We start from the raw sequence: 19,140 nt of genomic DNA on the forward strand, positions 1-19,140 counted from the left end.
CATCAAGCACCCGTCAGGCCAGCAGCTTGCGCTCGGTCTTGCCGTACTTGATCGACTTCTCGTCGGGAATCATCAGGCCCGTGTGCTCGTCGCGGCCCTGCAGCAGGAAACGCGCATCCGGCTGGCCGATCTGCCCGGCCGCGAGCTTGCTGTCCGCGCCGATCTCGCCCTTCTTCATCCGGTTGACGATCACGCCGGCAGCGGTGTCCTTGAAGTCGCGCAGCATCCACGCGTCGCCGTCGCTGTCGCCGAACACCAGCAGCGGGCCGTAGCCCTTCTTCGATTCGAGCACGTTGCGGATACCCACCGTCTTGCCGGGCCCCCAGTTGAAATGCCAGCCGGCCGGATAGGTGCTCGTGTACTTGCCGTCCTGCATGTCGAGGCGCAGACCGATCACGTTTTCAGGCGGCACGCCGTAGCCGTAGTTCGGATTGCCGGCGAACACGCGCACCACATCGTCGAGCGACGCGGTGCTCACGTACACGTCGATGCCGTTCGCGCGCAGCGTGTGCATCACCGCGCGGATTTCCTCATGGATGCGAATGCCGTGGAAATGCGTATCGGCCACGACGCCGGCCTTGCCCGGCAGCGTCTTCGGGCTTTCGTAGCGAACCTTGCGCAGCGCGTCGCCGATCCCGTAGTTGTCCGACGCTTCCGCCATCGCCTGCAGCTCGGCGGTCGTCATGTTCTTGTAGAAATAGATGATCCACTTGTAGCCGACTTCGAGCGGGTGCGTGTCGCAGATCGCGTCGTACATGAAGTACAGCTTCGCGCGGAAATCCTTGAACTGGTCGGTCTCGTGAATCTCGTCGAGGCTCTTGCTGCCGCCGAAACCCTTGTAGTTCGCGTAGAGCCAGCGGTAGTCGGATTCGACGTCGGCGGCGAGATCCTCCATCGTCACCGGCTTGCCGTCGACGGTCGTGTAGTCCTTCATGAACGCGCCCTTCGGCACGTCCTTCCACATCACGCCGACGAATTCGTCCGGTGTCAGCTTGTATTGCAGATGGTTGATCTGGTACATCAGCAACGCCTCTTCGCAGTCGTTCATGATGCACGTGTTGTCCCAGTCGAACACCGCGTACGGGCGGCGCTTTTCGTCGTAGCGCGCGCTCGCGACGCCATGCTGGTCGAGCACCGCCTGCAGGCGCGCGGCGTTGAACGGCGACCAGCGGCCCGGGTCCAGCGCGTCCGGCGCGGTTGCGCTCTTTGCGTCGGCGGTGCCGGCCTTGAGCATCAGCGACGTCGCAGCGGTCGCCGCGGCAAGGGTGTTCATGAACTGGCGGCGTTGCATGGTCTCTCTCCGTGGAAATGTCGAATCGGTTCCGGTCACTGCCCCGTGCGGCGCACTGGCGGGTCATCGCCACCGCGAAGCCGGGACTGCCTCGAATCGGGGGACGAATGATGTGACGAAATTATTTCGGCAATTTGACAGCGTCACGCCGCGACACGACGGCGAGTTGATCCGGCGCGACATGCCGGGCATCACGAAGCGATCGAACTCGGCCGTCCGGGCCGGCGACGCACCCGCTCGCGACATCGCCCGGAAACCTAGAGGCTCCCCTCCATTTCCCCCTGCCATTAGGACAAATCCTCACGTCCCGGCACGTGGAACCGTCTATGATCGTTACATTGATCAATGACACATTAAATGCTGACTGAATAACCCGCGACGGCGACGCCGGCGGGCGGATTCCGGATCAGCGCCCCTTGGAGACGCATCATGGCCGACCACTCGCTGCCGGAAGTCCACCTCGACGAGCTGCCGCAATTCCGCGCGGTCCAGCAGCTTGCCTACCGCTGTGTCGAGACCGTCGGCGCGATGCTCTACCCCGGCATCACCGAAAAGGAAGCCGCACGCCTCCTGACCGAATGGCTGCAGGACAACGGCGTACACGACTGGCTGCACAAGCCGTTCGCGTGGTTCGGCGACCGCACCGCGTTCGAAGGCTTCTCGGGCCTCAAGCACATGGGCGGCTTCAATCTCGCGTTCTTCCCGAGCAACCGCCAGCTCGAAACCGACATGCCGGTGATCCTCGACGTCGCGCCGGTGCTCGACGGCATCGTGGCCGACGTCGGCTACGCGCACTGCCTCGGCCAGAACCCGATCCTCGAGCAGCTGCAGGACGACCTGATGGACCATCGCGACCTGATCGTGCGGCTCGTGAAGGCGCGCCGGCCGATGGCCGAGGTCGCGCAGGAAGTCGACGCGCTGTGCCGCCGCCAGGGCGTCGAGCCGCGCCACAAGGCCTATCCGTTCAAGGTGCTCGCGCATCGCATCGCGAAGATCCACAAGCTGTCGAAGCCGCGCTTCGTCGCGCGCTTCGGGCTGAACGCGACGCGCAACCTGCTGCTCGACCAGGGGCGCGCGGCGAAACGGCAAGGCTGGTCGCCGCTGTGGTCGATCGACCGCCGCTCCGAGCATGCGCCCGTGCCGGGCCTGTGGGCCGTCGAACCGCATCTCGGCTTCGCCGGCGTCGGCGCGAAATTCGAAGAGCTGCTCGTGATCACCGAAGACGACGCGTACTGGCTCGACGAAGACCTGCCGCACGTGCGCCGCTGGCAGCGCCGCCAGGCCGAGCGTGCGCAGGCCGTCGCGACAGTGCCGGCCGCCGCCTGACGCATCCTCGCCTTCCCCCCCGACTCCCTGAACGACGGACTCACGATGCAGCCTCTTTCCAACGAAGCGCCGCTGGCCCTGTTCGAATCGGTTCATGGCGAAACGGCGGTCGCCTCCGGCGACCTGACGCTCGCGGTCAGGACCTGGGGCGACCCGGCCCGCTCGCCGGTCGTGCTCGTGCACGGTTATCCCGACGACAGCAGCGTCTGGCAGCACGTCGCGCCGCTGCTCGCGCGCAAGCACTACGTGATCGCATACGACGTGCGCGGCGCGGGCCTGTCCGGCGCGCCGAAGCGCACGGCCGACTACCACCTCGCGAAGCTGACCGACGATTTCGTCGCGGTGATCGACGCGCTCTGCCCCGGTCGCGCCGTGCATCTGGTCGCGCACGACTGGGGCTCGATCCAGGGCTGGGAATTCGTCACCGATCCGCGCCTTTCCGGCCGCATCGCGTCATACACGTCGTGCTCCGGGCCGTGCCTCGACCATGTCGGCTTCTGGCTGCGCGAACGCGTGCTGCACCCGACGCCCGCGTCGCTCGCCAGGCTCGGCGGCCAGCTCGTGCGCTCGTGGTACGTGTACCTGTTCCACCTGCCGTTCATCCCGGAGCTCAGCTGGCGGCTGTGGCTCGGCCGCGCGTGGCCGCGCCTGCTGCGCCGGCTCGAGAAAACGCCCGTCGCGCCGCGTCCGACGCAAGCCGACGACGGCGCGCGCGGCGTGCGCCTCTATCGCGCGAACTTCATCCGCTGCCTGTTCGCGCCGCGCGAGCGCCATGCGCATGCACCGGTGCAGACGATCGTGCCGCTCGGCGACAAGTACGTGAGCCCCGCGCTGTCCGAGAACCTGTCGCGCTGGGTGCCGCAGTACTACCGCCGTGAGGTCGCGGCCGGCCACTGGCTGCCGCTCGCCGATCCGGCGCGCTTCGCGGATCTGGCCGGGCAACTGATCGACGCGGTCGAATCGGGCAACGAGCCGCCCGCACTCGCGAACGCGCGCCGCCGCGCAACGAGCGGCCGCTTCAGCGGCAAGGTCGCGGTCGTCACCGGCGCGGGCAGCGGCATCGGCCGCTGCGCGGCGCTCGCGTTCGCGCGCGAAGGCGCGACGATCGTCGCCTGCGACATCGATCCCGCAAGCGCCGAACGCACCGCGCTGCTGATCGGGCTGACCGGCGCGCAGGCCCATGCGAAACGCGTCGACGTCGGGTCCGCCGACGAAATGGAAGCGCTGGCGACGTGGGTCGGCAGCGAACTCGGCGGCGCGGACGTGGTAATCAACAACGCCGGCATCGGCATGGCCGGCGGCATCCTCGACACGAGCACGCGGCACTGGGAGCGCATCCTGCACGTGAACCTGTGGGGCGTGATCCACGGCTCGCGGCTGTTCGCGCAGCAGATGGCCGCGCGCGGCACCGGCGGGCACATCGTCAACACCGCGTCGGCCGCCGCGTTCGGGCCGTCGCGCGACCTGCCCGCGTATGCGACGACGAAGGCCGCCGTGCTGATGCTCAGCGAATGCATGCGCGCGGAGCTCGCGGAAAAAGGCATCGGCGTGACGGCCGTGTGCCCCGGCTTCGCGGAGACCGGAATCATGGCGTCGACGCAATACGCGGGCGCCAATGCCCAGGACGAAGCGCGGCTGCGCAAGCGCGCGACGAAGCTGTACCAGATGCGCGGCCTGAAACCCGAAACCGTCGCGCAGGCGATGGTCGACGGCGTGCTGCGCAACCGTCCCGTCGTCGCCGTCGGCGGCGAGGCGCACGCGATGCGCTTCGTCGGCCGCTTCATGCCGTGGCTCGGCCGGATGATTGCCCGCGTCAGCATGGCATCGCATTGACGGCGCACGCCGCCGCACAGGGAGACAAAGATGACCGATACCGCCGACTATCACAAGATCAAGGCCCGGCACGTGAAGTTCGACTTCAGCGACACGCCGGTCACCTGGGTGCCGAACGACCCGGGCAGCACGCACATCATCAACACGCTGAACCTGCTGTTCCCGGAAGGCGAGCTGTGGTTCTGCCGCGTGTACAACAAGGCCTTGCCGCTGATCACCGACGCGCGCCTGCGCGACGAGGCCGAAGGCTTCCTGCGGCAGGAGGCCGTGCATTCGCGTTCGCACGGCGGCGTGCTGAAGCATTACTACGACCGGCACGGGATCGACACGAAGCCGTTCACGCAAAAGCTCAACCGGCTGTTCACGCGCGTACTCGGCGAACAGCCGCTCGGGCTGAAGATCGGCCACACGCGTTTCTGGCTGCGGCAGCAGCTCGCGGTGATCGCGTCGCTCGAGCATTTCTTCGGTTATCTCGGCAACTGGGTGCTCAACGCGCACGGGCTCGACGAGGGGAAAGCCGATCCGACGATGGTCGACCTGCTGCGCTGGCACGGCGCGGAGGAGGTCGAGCACCGCACGGTCGCGTTCGACATCTACCGGCACATGGGCGGCACCTACCCGGAGCGCTGCGTGCACATGACGTTCGTGATCCTGCTGCTGCTCTACTACATCACGACGGGCGCGAAATTCATGTACCGGCGCGACCCGGACGCCGGCCGCTACCCGGGTTTCGTGCTCGCGTGGTGGCAAGGCTCGCGGCGCGGCCACCTGCCGTCGTTCTGGAAGGTGATCGGCGCGGCACTGCGCTATTTCAAGCCCGGCTATACGCCGCATCACGAAGGCTCGACCGAACAGGCGCTCGCTTACCTCGCCCGCTCGCCGGCCGCACAGGCGGCCGCGCACGGCGGCAACTGGGGCACGGCGAAGGGCGCCTGACCGGGTTTCTTGCCGGCTCCACGGGCGGCGCCCGCCGAAATGCGTACAATCGCGGCTTCAATTTCCCGGAGGTGCCGCGATGGCCATGAAGAAAACCGATCTCGAAAAGAACAAGGCGCTCAAGCTGACGCACGCGATGAAGCAGTCGAGCTCAGCACGTTTCGGCAAGGGTGCCGAAGAAGTCGCCAAGCTCGACCGCCGCGCGCAGCGCAAGCTCGACCAGGAACAGGGCCTCGTGCCGTTCGCATGCAAGCTCAACGCCGAACTCGTCGAACAGCTGAAAGCGCGCGCGGCCACGCACCCGGAAGGGATGACGGGCCTGCTGTCCGAGCTGCTCGTGAACGGCCTCGCGCAACGCGACGCGTAACCGTCACGTATCTCGAAATTTCCGTTGACATCGATGCGCTGCCACGACACACTCATTCGCATGCTTATGCTCAAGCCTGCCGCCATCGCGCATGAAAACCGAGTGAACGCCCATCCGTGGCGAGCACCGGAGGCGCTTGTGCGTTAGCATCGAGATTCAGTTGCGCATGTCACAAGGCCTCGCCGGAAGCGGATGAGGCCTTTTTGTTTTGGTGCGCGTCATCCCGCCCGGCTCAACGGAAGGAGATGACGATGGACCAAGCAAGCCGGCTGGTTGTCTGCCCCGATCGGTGCCGCACCGATGCGATCGCGTTGCCGCGGGTCGTGATCCAGTTCACGGTCGCGCCGCGCAAGACGCTGGCGTGGCGCGCGCAATACGATGCCGAGATTCGCGTGCACGACGCGACGCTGTGGGTCACGCGGCTGGGCAGCGTCGACGATTACTGGATACGAACCGGCGACGTGCTGCGCGTGCGGCGCGGCGATCGCATCTGGATGAGCACCGACGACACCCGTCCGGCCGAAGCATCGATCACGACCGCGTACGCGACGGGACGCGGCGCATGGCTGGCGCATGCGCTCGCGCGAATGCGCAGCCTGTTGCGCGAACGATGTCGAAGTCGCTCATGACGAACGTGTCGCGACGCATGCGATCCGGGAGCGCGGCCGCTTGCGCGCAGCCTCCGACGCATCCCCTGCACTATCTCGAAAATTGTCGTTGACAACGCCGTTCCACGAAGACAAACTCGTTCGCATGCCTACGTACACGCTCGTCTCCGCCTCGATTCATCGATCGATGAACATTCGAAAGAATGGTTCACGGGAGGCGCTTGTGCGTTAGCAATCGGGCAGTACCGCATGTCACACAAGGCCTCGCCGGAAACGGATGAGGCCTTTTTGTTCTGGTGCGCGTCATCCATCCGGCTCAATCACTGGAGAAGACGATGGACCAGGCAAGCCCGCTGTTTGACCGTCCCGATCGGCGCCACGCCGGCACGATCGCGTTACCGACTGTCGTGATCCGTTTCGCGGTCGCGCCGCGCACGACGATGACCTGGCGCGCGCCGCGGGACGCGGAGCTCCGCACGCATGGCGCGGCGCTGTGGGTCACGCGCCCGCCGAGCGTCGACGATTGCTGGGTGCAGCCCGGCGACGTGCTGCGCATCGCACGCGGCGAACGCATCTGGCTCGGCACCGTTGCCGACGACCGGCCGGCCGAAGCGACACTCACGACCGCATACGTGCGTCGCGGCGAGCGCTTCAGGCGCACGCTCGCGCAAGTGCAACGTTTGCTCTTCGGGATAGCGGGAAGGAGCGGATGAGCGACGTGCCGTCAGGCACGCGAGACGCGGAACGGCCGCGACCGGAAACGGACGCACCCGCGGCATGAGGCGCCGCGGGTGCGCATCGAATGACGCGGCACGCCGGTGCGTGCCGCGAGCGATCGCGCGCCGCGATGCAGCTGGTGCATCAGGTGCTGGCGGCGAGACGCGGGCCCGTGCTGCGGGGAGTGGAATCGAGGTCGGGGCGTTGCGCTGCCTGCGAGGTCACCCACGGATCGATGCCCTGCTTCTGCACCTCCTCGAGGAATGACACACGTGTGCGCCAGTAATCCGCTTGTAATTTCGCGTCGATGACGCGCTGTTCGGCAGCGAACAGTTCCATGCGCGCCGTCACGAGCATCGACGCAGCGGTTTTTTCCGGCGTGGGGGCGTGTCGCATCGCCCAACGGCTGATCCAGTTCAACATGCTGACCTCCGTGATTACGGACGAACCCGCATCGGGCAATCGCAATCGGCCGTGCCTGCCCGAACGCGCAACGGCCTTGACCGCACTTCACCGCCCGGCCTGCACGGACTGCGACTCCCCCGCGTCGGCAATTACCGGCCGGCGTGTGCATGCGCGGTGTATCTATCCTAGAAAGACTTGCCGGTTTATGCGATGGGGTCTTGCAATCTTTTACACAGAAACCACAGTCGCCCCCGCATCGCGAAATGACAGTTGCGGGCGGGACGGCTTCGGCGCACGATAGCCCGATATCTGCTCCCGCCTGGCCTGAAGAATGGCCGCCGCACGCCGCTGCAGGCCTCCGCGCCGGCCGCGCACGTGCTGCCTGCCCCGCGTTCGTGCAGCATGCGGGCGATCCGTTTCAGCCGGATGTCATCCCGCACCCGCCACGCGCACCACACCGCGCGCCCTTTTGAGCGTCCACCTGCACGTCCGGCGTGTACTCGCTTCTCTCGTTGTTGCGCGCGTTGTTGCGCACGCATCGGCCGGCTCCGTTCGCTGGTGTTGCTTCCTTGCCTTGCTTCCTTGCCTTGCTCCCGTTTCCGCCATTTCTTCCGGTTCGTTCCACCCGAACCGGTAAAATGCGCGCCTTCGCCGCGCGGCCGGGCTGCCAGACCGTTCGCGCGCAGGCTGCCGACCGATCTTGCGATCGTGCCCTCCAACTATATCGTCCGAGCTATCCGCGCTATTACAATCCGCCGATAGCCGGGCAATAGTGGCTGGTTACATTAGGCCGGCCGCTGCCTGTACAACAATTCGGCACAACAAGCAACACGACAACCCGACCGGAGAAACGCCTTCATGGAATCCATCAAGCGGTATTTCGGCTTCGCTGAAGCCGGCACCGACTTCCGCACCGAAATACTCGCGGGCGTCACCACGTTCCTGACGATGGCCTACATCATCTTCGTCAACCCCGCGATCCTCGGCGACGCCGGCATGCCGAAGGAATCCGTGTTCGTCGCGACCTGCCTCGTCGCGGCGCTGGCATCGATCATCATGGGGCTGTACGCGAACTACCCGATCGCATGCGCGCCCGGCATGGGCCTGAACGCGTATTTCGCGTACACGGTCGTCAAGGGGATGGGCTTCACGTGGCAGGCCGCGCTGGGCGCGGTGTTCATCTCCGGCTGCCTGTTCCTGCTGGTCACGCTGTTCCGCGTGCGCGAGGCGATCGTCAACGGCATTCCGAAATCGCTGCGGATCTCGATCACCGCGGGTATCGGCCTGTTCCTCGGCATCATCTCGCTGAAGACGTCGGGCGTGATCGTCGGCAACCCGGCCACGCTCGTCACGCTCGGCGACCTGCACAAGCCCACGACGATCCTCGCGATCATCGGCTTCTTCACGATCGTCACGCTCGACCACCTGCGCGTGCGCGGCGCGATCCTGATCGGCATCATCGGCGTGACGATCCTGTCGTTCTTCTTCGGCGGCAACCAGTTCCACGGCGTGTTCTCCGCGCCGCCGTCGATCGATGCGACGCTGTTCAAGCTCGACATCGGCGCCGCGCTGTCGACCGGCATCATCAACGTGATCCTCGTGTTCTTCCTCGTCGAGCTGTTCGATGCGACCGGCACGCTGATGGGCGTCGCGAACCGCGCGGGCCTGCTCGTCGAAGGCAAGATGAACCGCCTGAACAAGGCGCTGCTCGCCGACAGCACGGCGATCGTCGCGGGCTCGGTGCTCGGCACGTCGTCGACCACCGCGTATATCGAAAGCGCATCGGGCGTGCAGGCCGGCGGCCGCACGGGCGTGACGGCCATCACCGTCGCGGTGCTGTTCCTCGCGTGCCTGTTCATCGCGCCGCTCGCCGGCGTCGTGCCGGCATATGCGACGGCACCGGCACTGCTGTACGTGTCGTGCCTGATGCTGCGCGAGATGGTCGAGGTGCCGTGGGACGATGCAACGGAAGCCGTGCCGGCCGCGCTCACCGCGCTGCTGATGCCGTTCACGTACTCGATCGCGAACGGCGTCGCGTTCGGTTTCATCGCTTACGGCGGCCTCAAGCTGCTGACGGGCCAGGCCCGCTCGGTCAAGCCGATCGTGTGGATCATCGCGGCCGTGTTCCTGTTCCGCTTCTTCTATCTCGGCAGCGAGTGACGGTCGCGCTTCGGCGCGATGCTCGACGAACGAACGCCACCTTCGGGTGGCGTTTTCGTTGGGCGGGTCGTGCGCATCACGGCGTCGCGACGCCCTTGAGTTCCTCATCGTACAGCCGCTGCGCCAGCGGCGGATCCAGCGTCTTGACGCGGCGGTACAACTGCATCGCGTCATCGATCCGCCCGGTGCGGCAATAGGCGACCGCCAGGTTGGCGATCACGTGTGCGTCGTCGGGATACGCGCGGTTCATGCCCTCGAAGATCCCGACCGCCGCATCGGGCCGGTTGCCGCGGATCGCCGCGATGCCCGTTGCCTCGAGCGCCAGCCGGTTCGCCGGATCGAGTTTCAACGCCTGATTCGAATGATTTTCTCTGCGATCCTGACGAATCGATACGCCGGGTCGTGCCGGCACACCAGCAGCCGGCCGGGCGCGGCAGCAATTCGGTGCGCCCCGCATACGAAAATGCCGCCCGGGCACGCCGAACGGCATCGCATGAAAGGCAACGTCTTCGCGTGCGCGGCGTTCAGCGACGCGCGCAGCAAGACGGGCGTCGTGTCGTCAGCGCCAGTTGGCCTCGTAGAAGCGGACGTAGCCGCTGCGCAGCGTCACGCATTGCGCGCGCGTCTCCGACAGCAGGCGCCGTGCAGCCGCCTCGATACGGTCGCGGTGCTGGTCGAATGCACCGACCATGTCCTCGAAGCGCGGCGAAGCCGCACCGAAGTGGTCTTCCAGTGCCTCGGCGGTGATCTGACATTGAACGCGCTCGCCATTCACCAACGCCGTGAACGCAAGCATCAGGTCGCGCCCCGAATACTCGGGCTTCTCGTTCGTGAAATGGATTTGCATGGGACCCGCCTCGACCGGTAGAAAACGAATGACCGCGTCCGTCGTCCGCCACCGGCCGGACGAAATGTACGCGGGCTCGCCGGCGGGGGCACGGCCCGCGGGTAATGGCGCGGGTAATGCATGCCGGTTGCTTTCCACTTTAGACGGTTTCGCGCGGGAGACAAAATTTACGGCGTGCGTCGTTCCGACGCGCATTTCATCTGATCAGCGCGGCATCCGGCACCGTTTCGGAGACCGGCGTCAGTGAGGATCGTTGGGCCATACGTTGAGCGCGATTGCGGCCGTCGTGGCGCCGACCGCAATCGCGGCCGCCCCGTATCGCACCGCATCGGTCAGATCGAACAGCAGCCCGTGGATCGCCACGGCAATGCCGCCCAGCATGATGAATGTGGCGATGGCCGCCAGCACGACTCTCAGTTCCGTCCGAACCATGATGCGTCTCCCGAACGGATGCATGTCGCGTCGCATGCATGTTGCAATGCGGAACACGGCGCGTGCGTGCTCCGTTTCCATCATTGCAGGCGGGCATTTAAAAGCAAGTGGATTTTGTACGCGGTCGCGCATCGCACGCGGCGCTTGTATGATGTTGTGTGCCCGGATGGCCGGCGTTCGCGCGTCGATGGTGCGCCGCACGCGCAGGCGGGAACCGGTAGAGAAATCCGGCGAGCACGTGTGTGCCGGATCGGCCGGATTCGAGGAGCGTGGGGCTTGGGTGGCGCTAAAGCGCCAGCTCGGGCCGACCGCGAAGCATGGGACCCGAGCAAGCGCTAAAGCGCCAACTCTGGTCGACCGCGAAGCATGGGACCCGAGTAAGCGCTAAAGCGCCAACTCTGGTCGACAGGAGACAAGTCATGCCGCAACCTTTCGTGCTGCCCGCCACCGCGGGTCGCACCGACCTGCTCGCGCAGGCGCATGCGCGTTCGACCGCGGTCGGCCTGCGCGCGCACGAACGTCCCGATTTCTCGCCGCTGTCGCGCCTCGCGCTGCGCGAACTGCTCGACACGAATCACGCGCTGTTCTCGCACGCCCGCCCGGTAATGGAGAACCTCCACGCGCAAATCGCCGACACGCAAAGCCTCGTGCTGCTGACCGACGCGGACGGCGTCATCCTGCACAGCATCGGCGACGCGGACTTCATCGAAAAAGCCAACCGCGTCGCGCTGTGCACGGGCGTTTCGTGGGCGGAAGGCGCACGCGGCACCAACGCGATCGGCACCGCACTCGCATCGGGCCAGGCCGTCGCCGTGCACGGCGACGAACACTTCCTGCGCGCCAACCACATCCTCACCTGCTCCTGCGCGCCGATCTTCGACCCGTTCGGCCGCACGCTCGGCACGCTCGACGTCAGCGGCGATCCGCGCGGCTCGAGCCCGCACACGCTCGCGCTCGTGCGGATGTCCGCGCAACTGATCGAGAACCACCTGTTCGCGAACCAGTGCGCGGAAGCCCTGCGGCTGCGCTTTCATGCGCACGAGGAATGCGTCGATTCACTGTTCGCCGGGCTCGTCGCCTTCGGCCCCGACGGCGGGCTGATCGCCGCGAACCGCAGCGCACAATTCCAGCTCGGCGCGTCGTTCGACGCACTGCAACATCAGGCCAGCGACGCGCTGTTCGGCATGCGCTTCAGCCAGCTCGCGCAGCAGGCGGCACGCGCACCCGGTGCGATGTTCCGCCTCACGCTGTCGACCGGGGTACGCGTGCTGGCGCGCTGCGAATTCGCGGAAGCGCACAAGACCGCCGTCGCCGTCACGCCGCCCGCGCCCGCCGCACGCGTGCGCACACCGGACCCCGATGCGATCACGTTCGCGACGCTCGACACGGGCGACGCACGCATGGCCGCCGTGCTCGAACGCGTCGCGAAGATCCGCGGGCGCGACCTGCCGCTGTTGATCCTCGGCCAGACCGGCACCGGCAAGGAATGGCTCGCCCGCGCACTGCACCAGGCATCGCCTCGCGCGGACGGCCCGTTCGTTGCGGTCAACTGCGCGGCGCTGCCCGATTCGCTGATCGAGGCCGAGCTGTTCGGCTACGAAGACGGCGCGTTCACCGGCGCGCGCAAGCGCGGCAGCCCCGGCAAGATCGTGCAGGCCGATGGCGGCACGCTGTTTCTCGACGAAATCGGCGACATGCCGCTCGCGCAGCAGGTCCGGCTGATGCGCGTGCTGCAGGAGCGCGCGGTGATGCCGCTCGGCGGCGCGCGCGCGGTGCCGGTCGACGTGCGCGTGGTCTGCGCGACCCATCGCGACCTGCGCGCGATGATCGCGGAAGGCACGTTCCGCGAAGACCTGTTCTACCGGATCAACGGGCTCGCGGTCACGCTGCCGGCGCTCGCCGCACGCACCGACCTGCCCGCGCTCGTCGAGCGGATTCTCGCGCGGCTCGCGCGCAGCGAACCGATGCCGCGCCGCATCGCGGCCGACGTGCTCGACGCGTTCACGCGCCACCGCTGGCCCGGCAACCTGCGCCAGATGACCAACGTGCTGCGCACGGCCGGCATGCTGGCCGAGGACGAAGACGAGATCACGCTCACCCATTTGCCCGACGATTTCTGGCTCGACTGCGACGACGCACCGGCGGCGCCGTCATCCGCGGCACCGGCCGCATCGGCCGGCTCGCACGAAGGCACGACGCTGCAACACCATCAGGCCGCGGTGATCGATGCCGTGCTGGCACGGCATGGCGGCAACGTGTCGGCGGCCGCGCGCGAGCTCGGCCTCGCCCGCAATACCGTGTACCGGCACCTGCGCCGGCATTGACGCCGGCGGCCGGCCGACGCCGGCCGCCAGCCCGTTCGGGTATGCTTGGCGCGTTGCCGCCGAATCGCCGCCCGCCTTCGCCATGACCCATCCGGAACACCCTCCCCTCGTGCGCATCGAGCCGCTCGGCGCGACCTTCGATGCACCCGATTCGCTCACGCTGCTCGAAGCCGCCGCGTTCGCGCGCGTGTCGCTGCCGCGTTCGTGCCGCAACGGCACATGCCGAAGCTGCCTTTGCCGGATCGTCAGCGGCAGCGTACGCTACACGATCGAATGGCCGGGGCTGAGCCGCGAGGAAAAAGCCGACGGCTATACGCTGCCGTGCGTGGCCGTCGCGACGTCGGACCTCGTCCTCGACGTGCCCGACGCGGTCATGCTCGACTAGACGCGGCACGCGGTCGCGCGTGCCGTCCGGCAAAGGTTGATCCTGTGTGGAGAACGTCATGACCCAGCAAACCGATCGCATCGAAAAACAGGCCCTGCTCAACGCATCGCCCGACCGCGTGTGGGAAGCCGTCAGCAATTCCGGCGAATTCGGCCAGTGGTTCGGCGTCTCGTTCGACGGGCCGTTCGCGGCCGGCCAGCCGCTGTTCGGCCGCATCACGCCGACCCGCGTCGACGACGACGTCGCCAAGGCGCAAGAACCCTATGCGGGCACTGTGTTCGAAATCGTCGTCGATCGCGTCGAGCCGAAGCAACTGTTCTCCTTTCGCTGGCATCCGTTCGCGATCGACCCGAATGTCGATTACACCTCCGAGCCGATGACGCTCGTCACGTTCGCGCTCGCGGCGCAGGCCGGCGGCACGCTGCTCACGGTCACCGAAACGGGCTTCGATCAGTTGCTCGAAACGCGCCGCGCGAAGGCGCGCGAGATGAACGATCAGGGCTGGGCCGCGCAGATGACGCTGATCGCGAAATACCTGGCCAGGCACGCGTAGCGCGCCGCAACGCCGCACCGCCGTGTCGACATGCGACTCGACGTGCGTGGCATAATCCGCTCCATCGTCGCCCCTACGCCGCCGCGCATCGCATGCTGAGTCGTCGTCTCCGGAAGATCGGCAGTCTGATCGGGATGCTCGCCATCCTGATGACGGCGCTCGCGCCGACGATCTCGCAGGCCCTGACGACGCAGCAGCGCGTCGATACGCTGCTGGCCGGCTACTGCACGGCCGCGCCGGCCACCGGCGAGCGCGCCGCCGATGCGTCGCGGAAGAGCCTGCAGGCCCACCTCCAGGCATGCGGCTACTGCAGCCTGCTCGCCCATACGCCCGCACTGCCCGCGCCCGAACTGACGTTCGCGGCCAACGTGCACATCATTCAGCATCGCGAAGCGACCCGCTTCGAAAGCCTGCGCCGCGCGCTGCCGCTCACGGCCGCGCAACCGCGCGCCCCTCCGTTCACGTCCTGATTCGTCGTCAACGCCCGTGATGCCGTAGCGCATCGCGTGGCTCGCGCATGCCGCCGGCACGCGCGACGTGTCACGTTTCGAAGGACGATCATGACTCACCGTGTTGCGCGCGGCGTCGTACCGTGCGTGCGGCCGCTTGCTGCCGGTGCGTACCGTCGCGCCCGCATTCGCCCGCGGGCAAGCGCCCGGCCGCGCACGTTCGCGCCCGCGTCGGCCGCCATCGGTGCTGCTGCGATGGTGCGCGTGCATCCGTCCGTCGAATCCGTGTTGCTTCATCCGATTCGCCACTCGCACACTCAACCATGAAAACCGCCACTTTCATTCGCGGCACGCTCGCCGCACTCGGCTTCGTCGTCATCCAGGCCGCCCACGCGCACGCACTACCGAAGACGCAGGAACCGGCCGCCGGCGCCACGCTCTCAACCGCGCCGCATGCGGTCTCGATCGGTTTCAGCGAGGCGCTCGAGCCCGCCTTCAGCTCGATCGCCGTGACCGACAGCCGCGGGCAGTCGGTCGCCGACGGGAAATCGTCCGTCGACGCCGGCAACCGGAAACGCATGCACGTCGCGCTGGCCAGCCTGACCGCCGGCACGTACACGGTCACGTGGATCGCGGTGGCCAGCGATGGTCATCGCACGCAAGGCCACTACGCGTTCACGCTGAAATGACGTTCGCGAGCGCATCGGCGTTTCGTGCCGATCGCGTCGCCGCCGATACCCGCCGCATCCACCCATCAGGAGAACCAACCATGAAACACCCGATTCCGACCGGCCTGCTGTTCGCACTGCTCGCGCTGCAGGCTCCCGCCACGTTCGCCGCGCCGGCCGTACAGGCAGAAAACTGCTGGATCCGTGCGATGCCGGCGACCGTGCCGTCGTCCGGCTACTTCACGCTGAAGAACGACGGCGACGCGCCCGTCACGCTGACGGGCCTCGACACGCCCGCATACGGAATGGCGATGCTGCATGAAACGCAAACGAACGGCAGCACCGCGAAGATGGTTCACGTCGACGCCGTCGAAGTGCCCGCGCACGGCACGGTGACCTTCAAGCCGAAGAGCTATCACGTGATGCTGGAGCAGCCGCGCCAGGCCGTCGCGCCCGGCGCGAAGGTGCCGTTCCGGCTGCGTTTCGCGGACGGCTCGACGGTATCCGTGACCTGCGACGCCAAGGCGCCGACCTACGCCGGCCAGTAACGCCGCCCGCCCCCGATCGAAGGAGACGCACATGAAACACCGCCTGCCGCTGGCCGACCTGATCGTCCGCTACCGGACGCCGCTGAACGTCGCCGTGCTGATCGTCTGCGGGATATGGGCCGGATGGATCGCGTGGATGACGCGGCCCGCCGCGATCGATACGCCGCCGTCGATCCCCGCGTACTGCATGCGCGACGCGCGCTGACGCGCCGCGACGGCACGGTTCCGGGCAAGCCCGGGCCATATATTGGCGTGGCATCATCGCGTCATCCCGCCCGCCGGAACCGCCTCTCGGAGCGCCGCATGTCCCTTCAGACCTGGATGCTGTTTGCCGCAGCCTATCTCGCCACGACGCTGTCGCCGGGGCCCAACGTGCTGCTCGTCATCCGCAACACGGTGCGCTACGGCACGCACGGCACGGCCGCGACGATCGCGGGCAATCTCGTCGCGCAGGGCGTGGTCGTGGTGCTCGTCGCACTCGGCGTCGGCGCGGTGCTCGCCGCGATGCCGCCGCTGTTCGTCGCGATGAAGGTGGCCGGCGCCGCGTACCTGATGGTCCTGGGTGTCAGGCAACTGCGCGGCGAGCGCAAGGCCGGCGCGTCGACCGGCGCGGCGGAGGTCGAAGCGCCCGACCGCGGGAAGCTGTTCCGCGAAGCGCTGTTCGTGTCGGGCAGCAACCCGAAGACGATGATCTTCCTGTCGGCGTTCATGCCGCAGTTCATCGTGCACGACCGCCCGCTCGCGCTGCAGTTCGTCGTGATGTACGCGACGATCGCGTGCACCGTCGTGGTCGTTCACAGCGTCTATTCGGCCGGCGTGCGCCGGTTCCATCGCGGCTTCGGCATGAGCCGCGCGGTGCGTGCGCTCAAGCGCGTCAGCGGGCTGCTGTTCGTCGGGCTCGGGATCAAGCTGCTGACTGCGCGGCAGGCGTAAGCGCCCGTATTGTCGAGACCGAACCTGCCGCGCCGTCCCGTCAGCGTGTTTGCGCAGCCAGCGCGGCGGTGATCTCCACGAACGACGGCCGCGCGTCGACATCCTCGTTCAAACAGGCGGCCGCCAGTGCGTCGAGCGCGCGCCGGCCGGCCCACGCCTGCTGCCCGCATCGATCGAGCAACTCGCCGAGCAGGTAACCGAACGCGCGCACCTCGAGCCGTTCGAACCGCGCACCGCGCATGCGGTCGTTCACGTCGTAGAGCGATGCCGCGCCGAAATCGCCGAGCAACGCGCCACCGGCGCCGTCGTGCAGGATGTTGTGCGCATACAGGTCGCCGTGCATGATGCCGCGTTCGTGCAGATGGCCCGCGACCGACGCGATGCCGTGTGCGATCCGCAGCGCCGCGGCAGGCTCGAATTCCGTGCCGTCGGCGTACACGTCACGCGTGCAGGTCGCGAAGCTCGGCGGCCCCGCGAGATTCGTCAGCGCGGGATCGACGAGTTCCATCACGAGGCCGTGCGTGCCGTCCGGATGCCCGCGCACCTTGCCGATCACCGGGATCATGTTCGGGTGGCGGCCGGCATGCAGGCATGCGGCCATTTCGCAATCGGGCAGGCCGTCGCTCGTCACCGCGCCCTTGAACAGCTTGACGGCGACCGCGCGCGGCGCACGGTTTTCCGCCGCCCATTGCGCGCGGTAAATCACGCCCGATGCGCCTTCACCGAGCTTCTGCTCGCATGCGAGCGATGCCCAATCGACGTCAGCGATGTCCGGCTCCGCCGACGCCGCGGCTTCCGGTGCCGCGCCGAACGGATTGCCGGCGGCAGCAAGCCACGCGAGCCGCGGCATCCGCAGCAGCCAGTCCGGCAGTTCGTCCAGGCGATTCGCCGACAGGCGCACCAGTTCGAGCGCGCGGCAGGCGGCCAGCCCGGCCGGCAGCGTACGCAGCCGGTTGCCGGCGAGCATCAGCTTCTGCAAGCGCGAACAATCGCCGATATCGGCGGGCAACTCGTCGATTGCGTTGTCGGTGAGGATCAGCCAGCGCAATGCGCGCGGCAGCGATCCGCGCGGCACCGTTTGAATCCGGTTCGCCTTGAAGCCGATCATGTCGAGCCGTTCGCACGCGCCGAGCACGCTGGGGAACGCGGTGAAGCGGTTGCCGGACGCGAACAGGATGCGCAGGCGATGCAGGCGCGGCAGGTCGTCCGGCAGCGCGGTGAGCGCATTGCCGGTCAGGTCGAGCACTTCGAGCGTGTCGGCGAGATCGAAAATCTCGCGCGGGAATGCCGTCAACCCGCATGCGAGCTTGAGTTGCCGTGCGCCGGCCAGTTGCCCGGCCTGCAGTTGTTCGAGGGTATGTGTCACGCGGAGAAAACGGGTTGCGGTTGCGGCGGCCATCGGGTCGATCGCCGGAATTCTACCGGGATCGCTTTCGCGCATCCGCCCATCGTGTCACACCCTCTTCACAAACGCGAAATGTGACGCTACAATTGCGCCCCTTGCAGTGCAATGCAGTGCCGACGTGGTGAAATTGGTAGACACGCTATCTTGAGGGGGTAGTGGCGAAAGCTGTGCGAGTTCGAGTCTCGCCGTCGGCACCAGATGCGGTTTAACCGCGTTTCGAGTTCAGCAGTCCACGCCTTGCGTCGAGGTTCAGACGATCCAGCCGCCTCGCAACGAGGTTTTCGTCGTGATTCCTTCCTCATCGCCCGCCTGGCGCGGCATGTGCCAATTGCCGGCCGACAAGACCTGTCGGAGCTTGGCCCACATCGATAACCGCACGCTCCCCTTTCCAGCTTGAAGTCCATTCGATCGGACACTGTCGGGAATGCTGCGCGTCACGCTTTACTGACGGCCCGGCCAAACTCCGCGATCTGAGAGAAGCAAATGACCGAGGTCCGGTCGACTTCAATGCGGCATTCCCTTGCGCCCGGATCACGGGCACAGGCCACGCCGGTCGATACGACCCCGACGTTCAGTGCGCAAACAGCCGTTTTTGGCCGTTCGATCATGCGCGCGACTTTTGGCTGCGCCGCAGGGACAGCAACCTTACCGGATGCTCGAAATCAGCGCGCACCCGCACGTAGCGTGGTGCCCCTGTCGGGCGACCCATATGCCGCGATCGGTTATTTTGGCATCGCCTTCCAGAATCACGTTCGGATTCACGTCAGGATGCAGGGGACACTTCACGAGGTCGCCCTTGCGCGCCACACGCCGTCCGCCGTAGCGCATGGTCTCCGAGGCGGTAATGACCTCGCCCCCGTGGTCAGTGGTGTCGCCGAGTCGAATCAGATCAATCATGGAGTTTCCCTCATTCGGCAACCTGTCGACTGCCGCAACGGGATCAACGAGATATT

The 19,140-nt window shown here is 67.0% G+C and carries 22 protein-coding genes and 1 tRNA gene; 16 read left to right on the plus strand and 7 right to left on the minus strand.

Translation table 11 applies throughout. The annotated features are described in order from the left end of the window. Window positions 1–13: 13 nt before the first annotated feature. Window positions 14–1,291 (minus strand): HAD family hydrolase, encoded by a 1,278-nt coding sequence (locus DPV79_RS10220; protein WP_059649442.1) that lies wholly within the window; start codon window positions 1,289–1,291, stop codon window positions 14–16. Between the two features lie 429 nt (window positions 1,292–1,720). Here DPV79_RS10220 and DPV79_RS10225 point away from each other — a divergent pair, with 429 nt between their 5' ends. From DPV79_RS10225 to DPV79_RS10250, 6 genes are all read left to right on the plus strand, one after another. Then, a complete protein-coding gene (locus DPV79_RS10225) occupies window positions 1,721–2,617 on the plus strand; it encodes a M24 family metallopeptidase (RefSeq protein ID WP_113045337.1) in 897 nt (298 codons plus the stop codon). A 45-nt stretch (window positions 2,618–2,662) separates the two neighbouring features. Further along, on the plus strand, window positions 2,663–4,450 hold the full coding sequence (locus DPV79_RS10230) for an SDR family oxidoreductase (RefSeq protein ID WP_113045338.1): 1,788 nt from the start codon (window positions 2,663–2,665) through the stop codon (window positions 4,448–4,450). Between the two features lie 30 nt (window positions 4,451–4,480). Next, on the plus strand, window positions 4,481–5,386 hold the full coding sequence (locus DPV79_RS10235; protein ID WP_113045339.1) for a metal-dependent hydrolase: 906 nt from the start codon (window positions 4,481–4,483) through the stop codon (window positions 5,384–5,386). Between the two features lie 79 nt (window positions 5,387–5,465). Then, window positions 5,466–5,753, plus strand: a complete 288-nt coding sequence (locus DPV79_RS10240) for a hypothetical protein (protein ID WP_021163286.1) — start codon at window positions 5,466–5,468, stop codon at window positions 5,751–5,753. A gap of 251 nt (window positions 5,754–6,004) precedes the next feature. Beyond that, the gene (locus tag DPV79_RS10245) at window positions 6,005–6,382 is read left to right on the plus strand and encodes a DUF2917 domain-containing protein (protein ID WP_113045380.1); all 378 of its coding nucleotides are present in this window, start codon (window positions 6,005–6,007) and stop codon (window positions 6,380–6,382) included. A 314-nt stretch (window positions 6,383–6,696) separates the two neighbouring features. Continuing rightward, on the plus strand, window positions 6,697–7,074 hold the full coding sequence (locus tag DPV79_RS10250) for a DUF2917 domain-containing protein (RefSeq protein ID WP_021163284.1): 378 nt from the start codon (window positions 6,697–6,699) through the stop codon (window positions 7,072–7,074). Window positions 7,075–7,222: 148 nt separating this feature from the next. On the opposite strand, the gene DPV79_RS10255 is transcribed toward DPV79_RS10250, so the two are convergent. Beyond that, window positions 7,223–7,501: a hypothetical protein gene (locus tag DPV79_RS10255; protein ID WP_006480752.1), complete on the minus strand. Its 279-nt coding sequence runs from the start codon at window positions 7,499–7,501 to the stop codon at window positions 7,223–7,225. An 840-nt stretch (window positions 7,502–8,341) separates the two neighbouring features. On the opposite strand from DPV79_RS10255, the gene DPV79_RS10260 reads away from it, so the two are divergent. Beyond that, window positions 8,342–9,643 (plus strand): NCS2 family permease, encoded by a 1,302-nt coding sequence (locus DPV79_RS10260; protein ID WP_021163282.1) that lies wholly within the window; start codon window positions 8,342–8,344, stop codon window positions 9,641–9,643. Between the two features lie 76 nt (window positions 9,644–9,719). Here the strand turns inward: DPV79_RS10260 and DPV79_RS10265 are convergent, their stop codons facing one another. From DPV79_RS10265 to DPV79_RS43295, 3 genes are all read right to left on the minus strand, one after another. After that, complete coding sequence (locus tag DPV79_RS10265) at window positions 9,720–10,133, minus strand: tetratricopeptide repeat protein (protein WP_244321728.1); 414 nt, start codon at window positions 10,131–10,133, stop codon at window positions 9,720–9,722. A 69-nt stretch (window positions 10,134–10,202) separates the two neighbouring features. Beyond that, window positions 10,203–10,490 carry a DUF1488 family protein gene (locus DPV79_RS10270; protein ID WP_011354308.1) on the minus strand — a complete coding sequence of 96 codons (288 nt, stop codon included), beginning with the start codon at window positions 10,488–10,490 and terminating at the stop codon, window positions 10,203–10,205. 240 nt (window positions 10,491–10,730) lie between these two features. Next, window positions 10,731–11,006 (minus strand): DUF2964 family protein, encoded by a 276-nt coding sequence (locus DPV79_RS43295; protein ID WP_021163278.1) that lies wholly within the window; start codon window positions 11,004–11,006, stop codon window positions 10,731–10,733. Between the two features lie 335 nt (window positions 11,007–11,341). On the opposite strand from DPV79_RS43295, the gene DPV79_RS10280 reads away from it, so the two are divergent. From DPV79_RS10280 to DPV79_RS10310, 8 genes are all read left to right on the plus strand, one after another. Further along, window positions 11,342–13,246 carry a sigma-54-dependent Fis family transcriptional regulator gene (locus DPV79_RS10280; RefSeq protein ID WP_048024757.1) on the plus strand — a complete coding sequence of 635 codons (1,905 nt, stop codon included), beginning with the start codon at window positions 11,342–11,344 and terminating at the stop codon, window positions 13,244–13,246. Between the two features lie 82 nt (window positions 13,247–13,328). Beyond that, window positions 13,329–13,631 carry a 2Fe-2S iron-sulfur cluster-binding protein gene (locus DPV79_RS10285; protein ID WP_027789629.1) on the plus strand — a complete coding sequence of 101 codons (303 nt, stop codon included), beginning with the start codon at window positions 13,329–13,331 and terminating at the stop codon, window positions 13,629–13,631. 58 nt (window positions 13,632–13,689) lie between these two features. Next, window positions 13,690–14,184 (plus strand): SRPBCC family protein, encoded by a 495-nt coding sequence (locus DPV79_RS10290; protein ID WP_060066784.1) that lies wholly within the window; start codon window positions 13,690–13,692, stop codon window positions 14,182–14,184. Window positions 14,185–14,276: 92 nt separating this feature from the next. Further along, window positions 14,277–14,654, plus strand: a complete 378-nt coding sequence (locus DPV79_RS10295) for a DUF2946 domain-containing protein (RefSeq protein WP_048024760.1) — start codon at window positions 14,277–14,279, stop codon at window positions 14,652–14,654. Between the two features lie 302 nt (window positions 14,655–14,956). Next, window positions 14,957–15,322, plus strand: coding sequence for a copper resistance CopC family protein (locus DPV79_RS10300; RefSeq protein ID WP_113045340.1), 366 nt, complete (start codon window positions 14,957–14,959; stop codon window positions 15,320–15,322). Between the two features lie 80 nt (window positions 15,323–15,402). Next, entirely contained in the window at window positions 15,403–15,849 is a 447-nt protein-coding gene (locus tag DPV79_RS10305; RefSeq protein WP_021163272.1) for a copper chaperone PCu(A)C, read from the plus strand. Between the two features lie 31 nt (window positions 15,850–15,880). Then, entirely contained in the window at window positions 15,881–16,054 is a 174-nt protein-coding gene (locus DPV79_RS42565) for a hypothetical protein (RefSeq protein ID WP_021163271.1), read from the plus strand. A gap of 98 nt (window positions 16,055–16,152) precedes the next feature. Beyond that, window positions 16,153–16,782, plus strand: coding sequence for a LysE family translocator (locus DPV79_RS10310; RefSeq protein WP_113045341.1), 630 nt, complete (start codon window positions 16,153–16,155; stop codon window positions 16,780–16,782). Window positions 16,783–16,822: 40 nt separating this feature from the next. Here the strand turns inward: DPV79_RS10310 and DPV79_RS10315 are convergent, their stop codons facing one another. Beyond that, complete coding sequence (locus tag DPV79_RS10315; RefSeq protein ID WP_113045381.1) at window positions 16,823–18,148, minus strand: leucine-rich repeat-containing protein kinase family protein; 1,326 nt, start codon at window positions 18,146–18,148, stop codon at window positions 16,823–16,825. 151 nt (window positions 18,149–18,299) lie between these two features. Here DPV79_RS10315 and DPV79_RS10320 point away from each other — a divergent pair. Further along, window positions 18,300–18,384: transfer RNA gene (locus tag DPV79_RS10320), tRNA-Leu, on the plus strand. Window positions 18,385–18,832: 448 nt separating this feature from the next. Here the strand turns inward: DPV79_RS10320 and DPV79_RS10325 are convergent. Next, window positions 18,833–19,084, minus strand: a complete 252-nt coding sequence (locus DPV79_RS10325; protein ID WP_042977768.1) for a PAAR domain-containing protein — start codon at window positions 19,082–19,084, stop codon at window positions 18,833–18,835. Between the last annotated feature and the right edge of the window lie 56 nt (window positions 19,085–19,140).

It is taken from the genome of Burkholderia reimsis (genome assembly GCF_003294055.1).
Lineage (GTDB): Bacteria > Pseudomonadota > Gammaproteobacteria > Burkholderiales > Burkholderiaceae > Burkholderia > Burkholderia cepacia.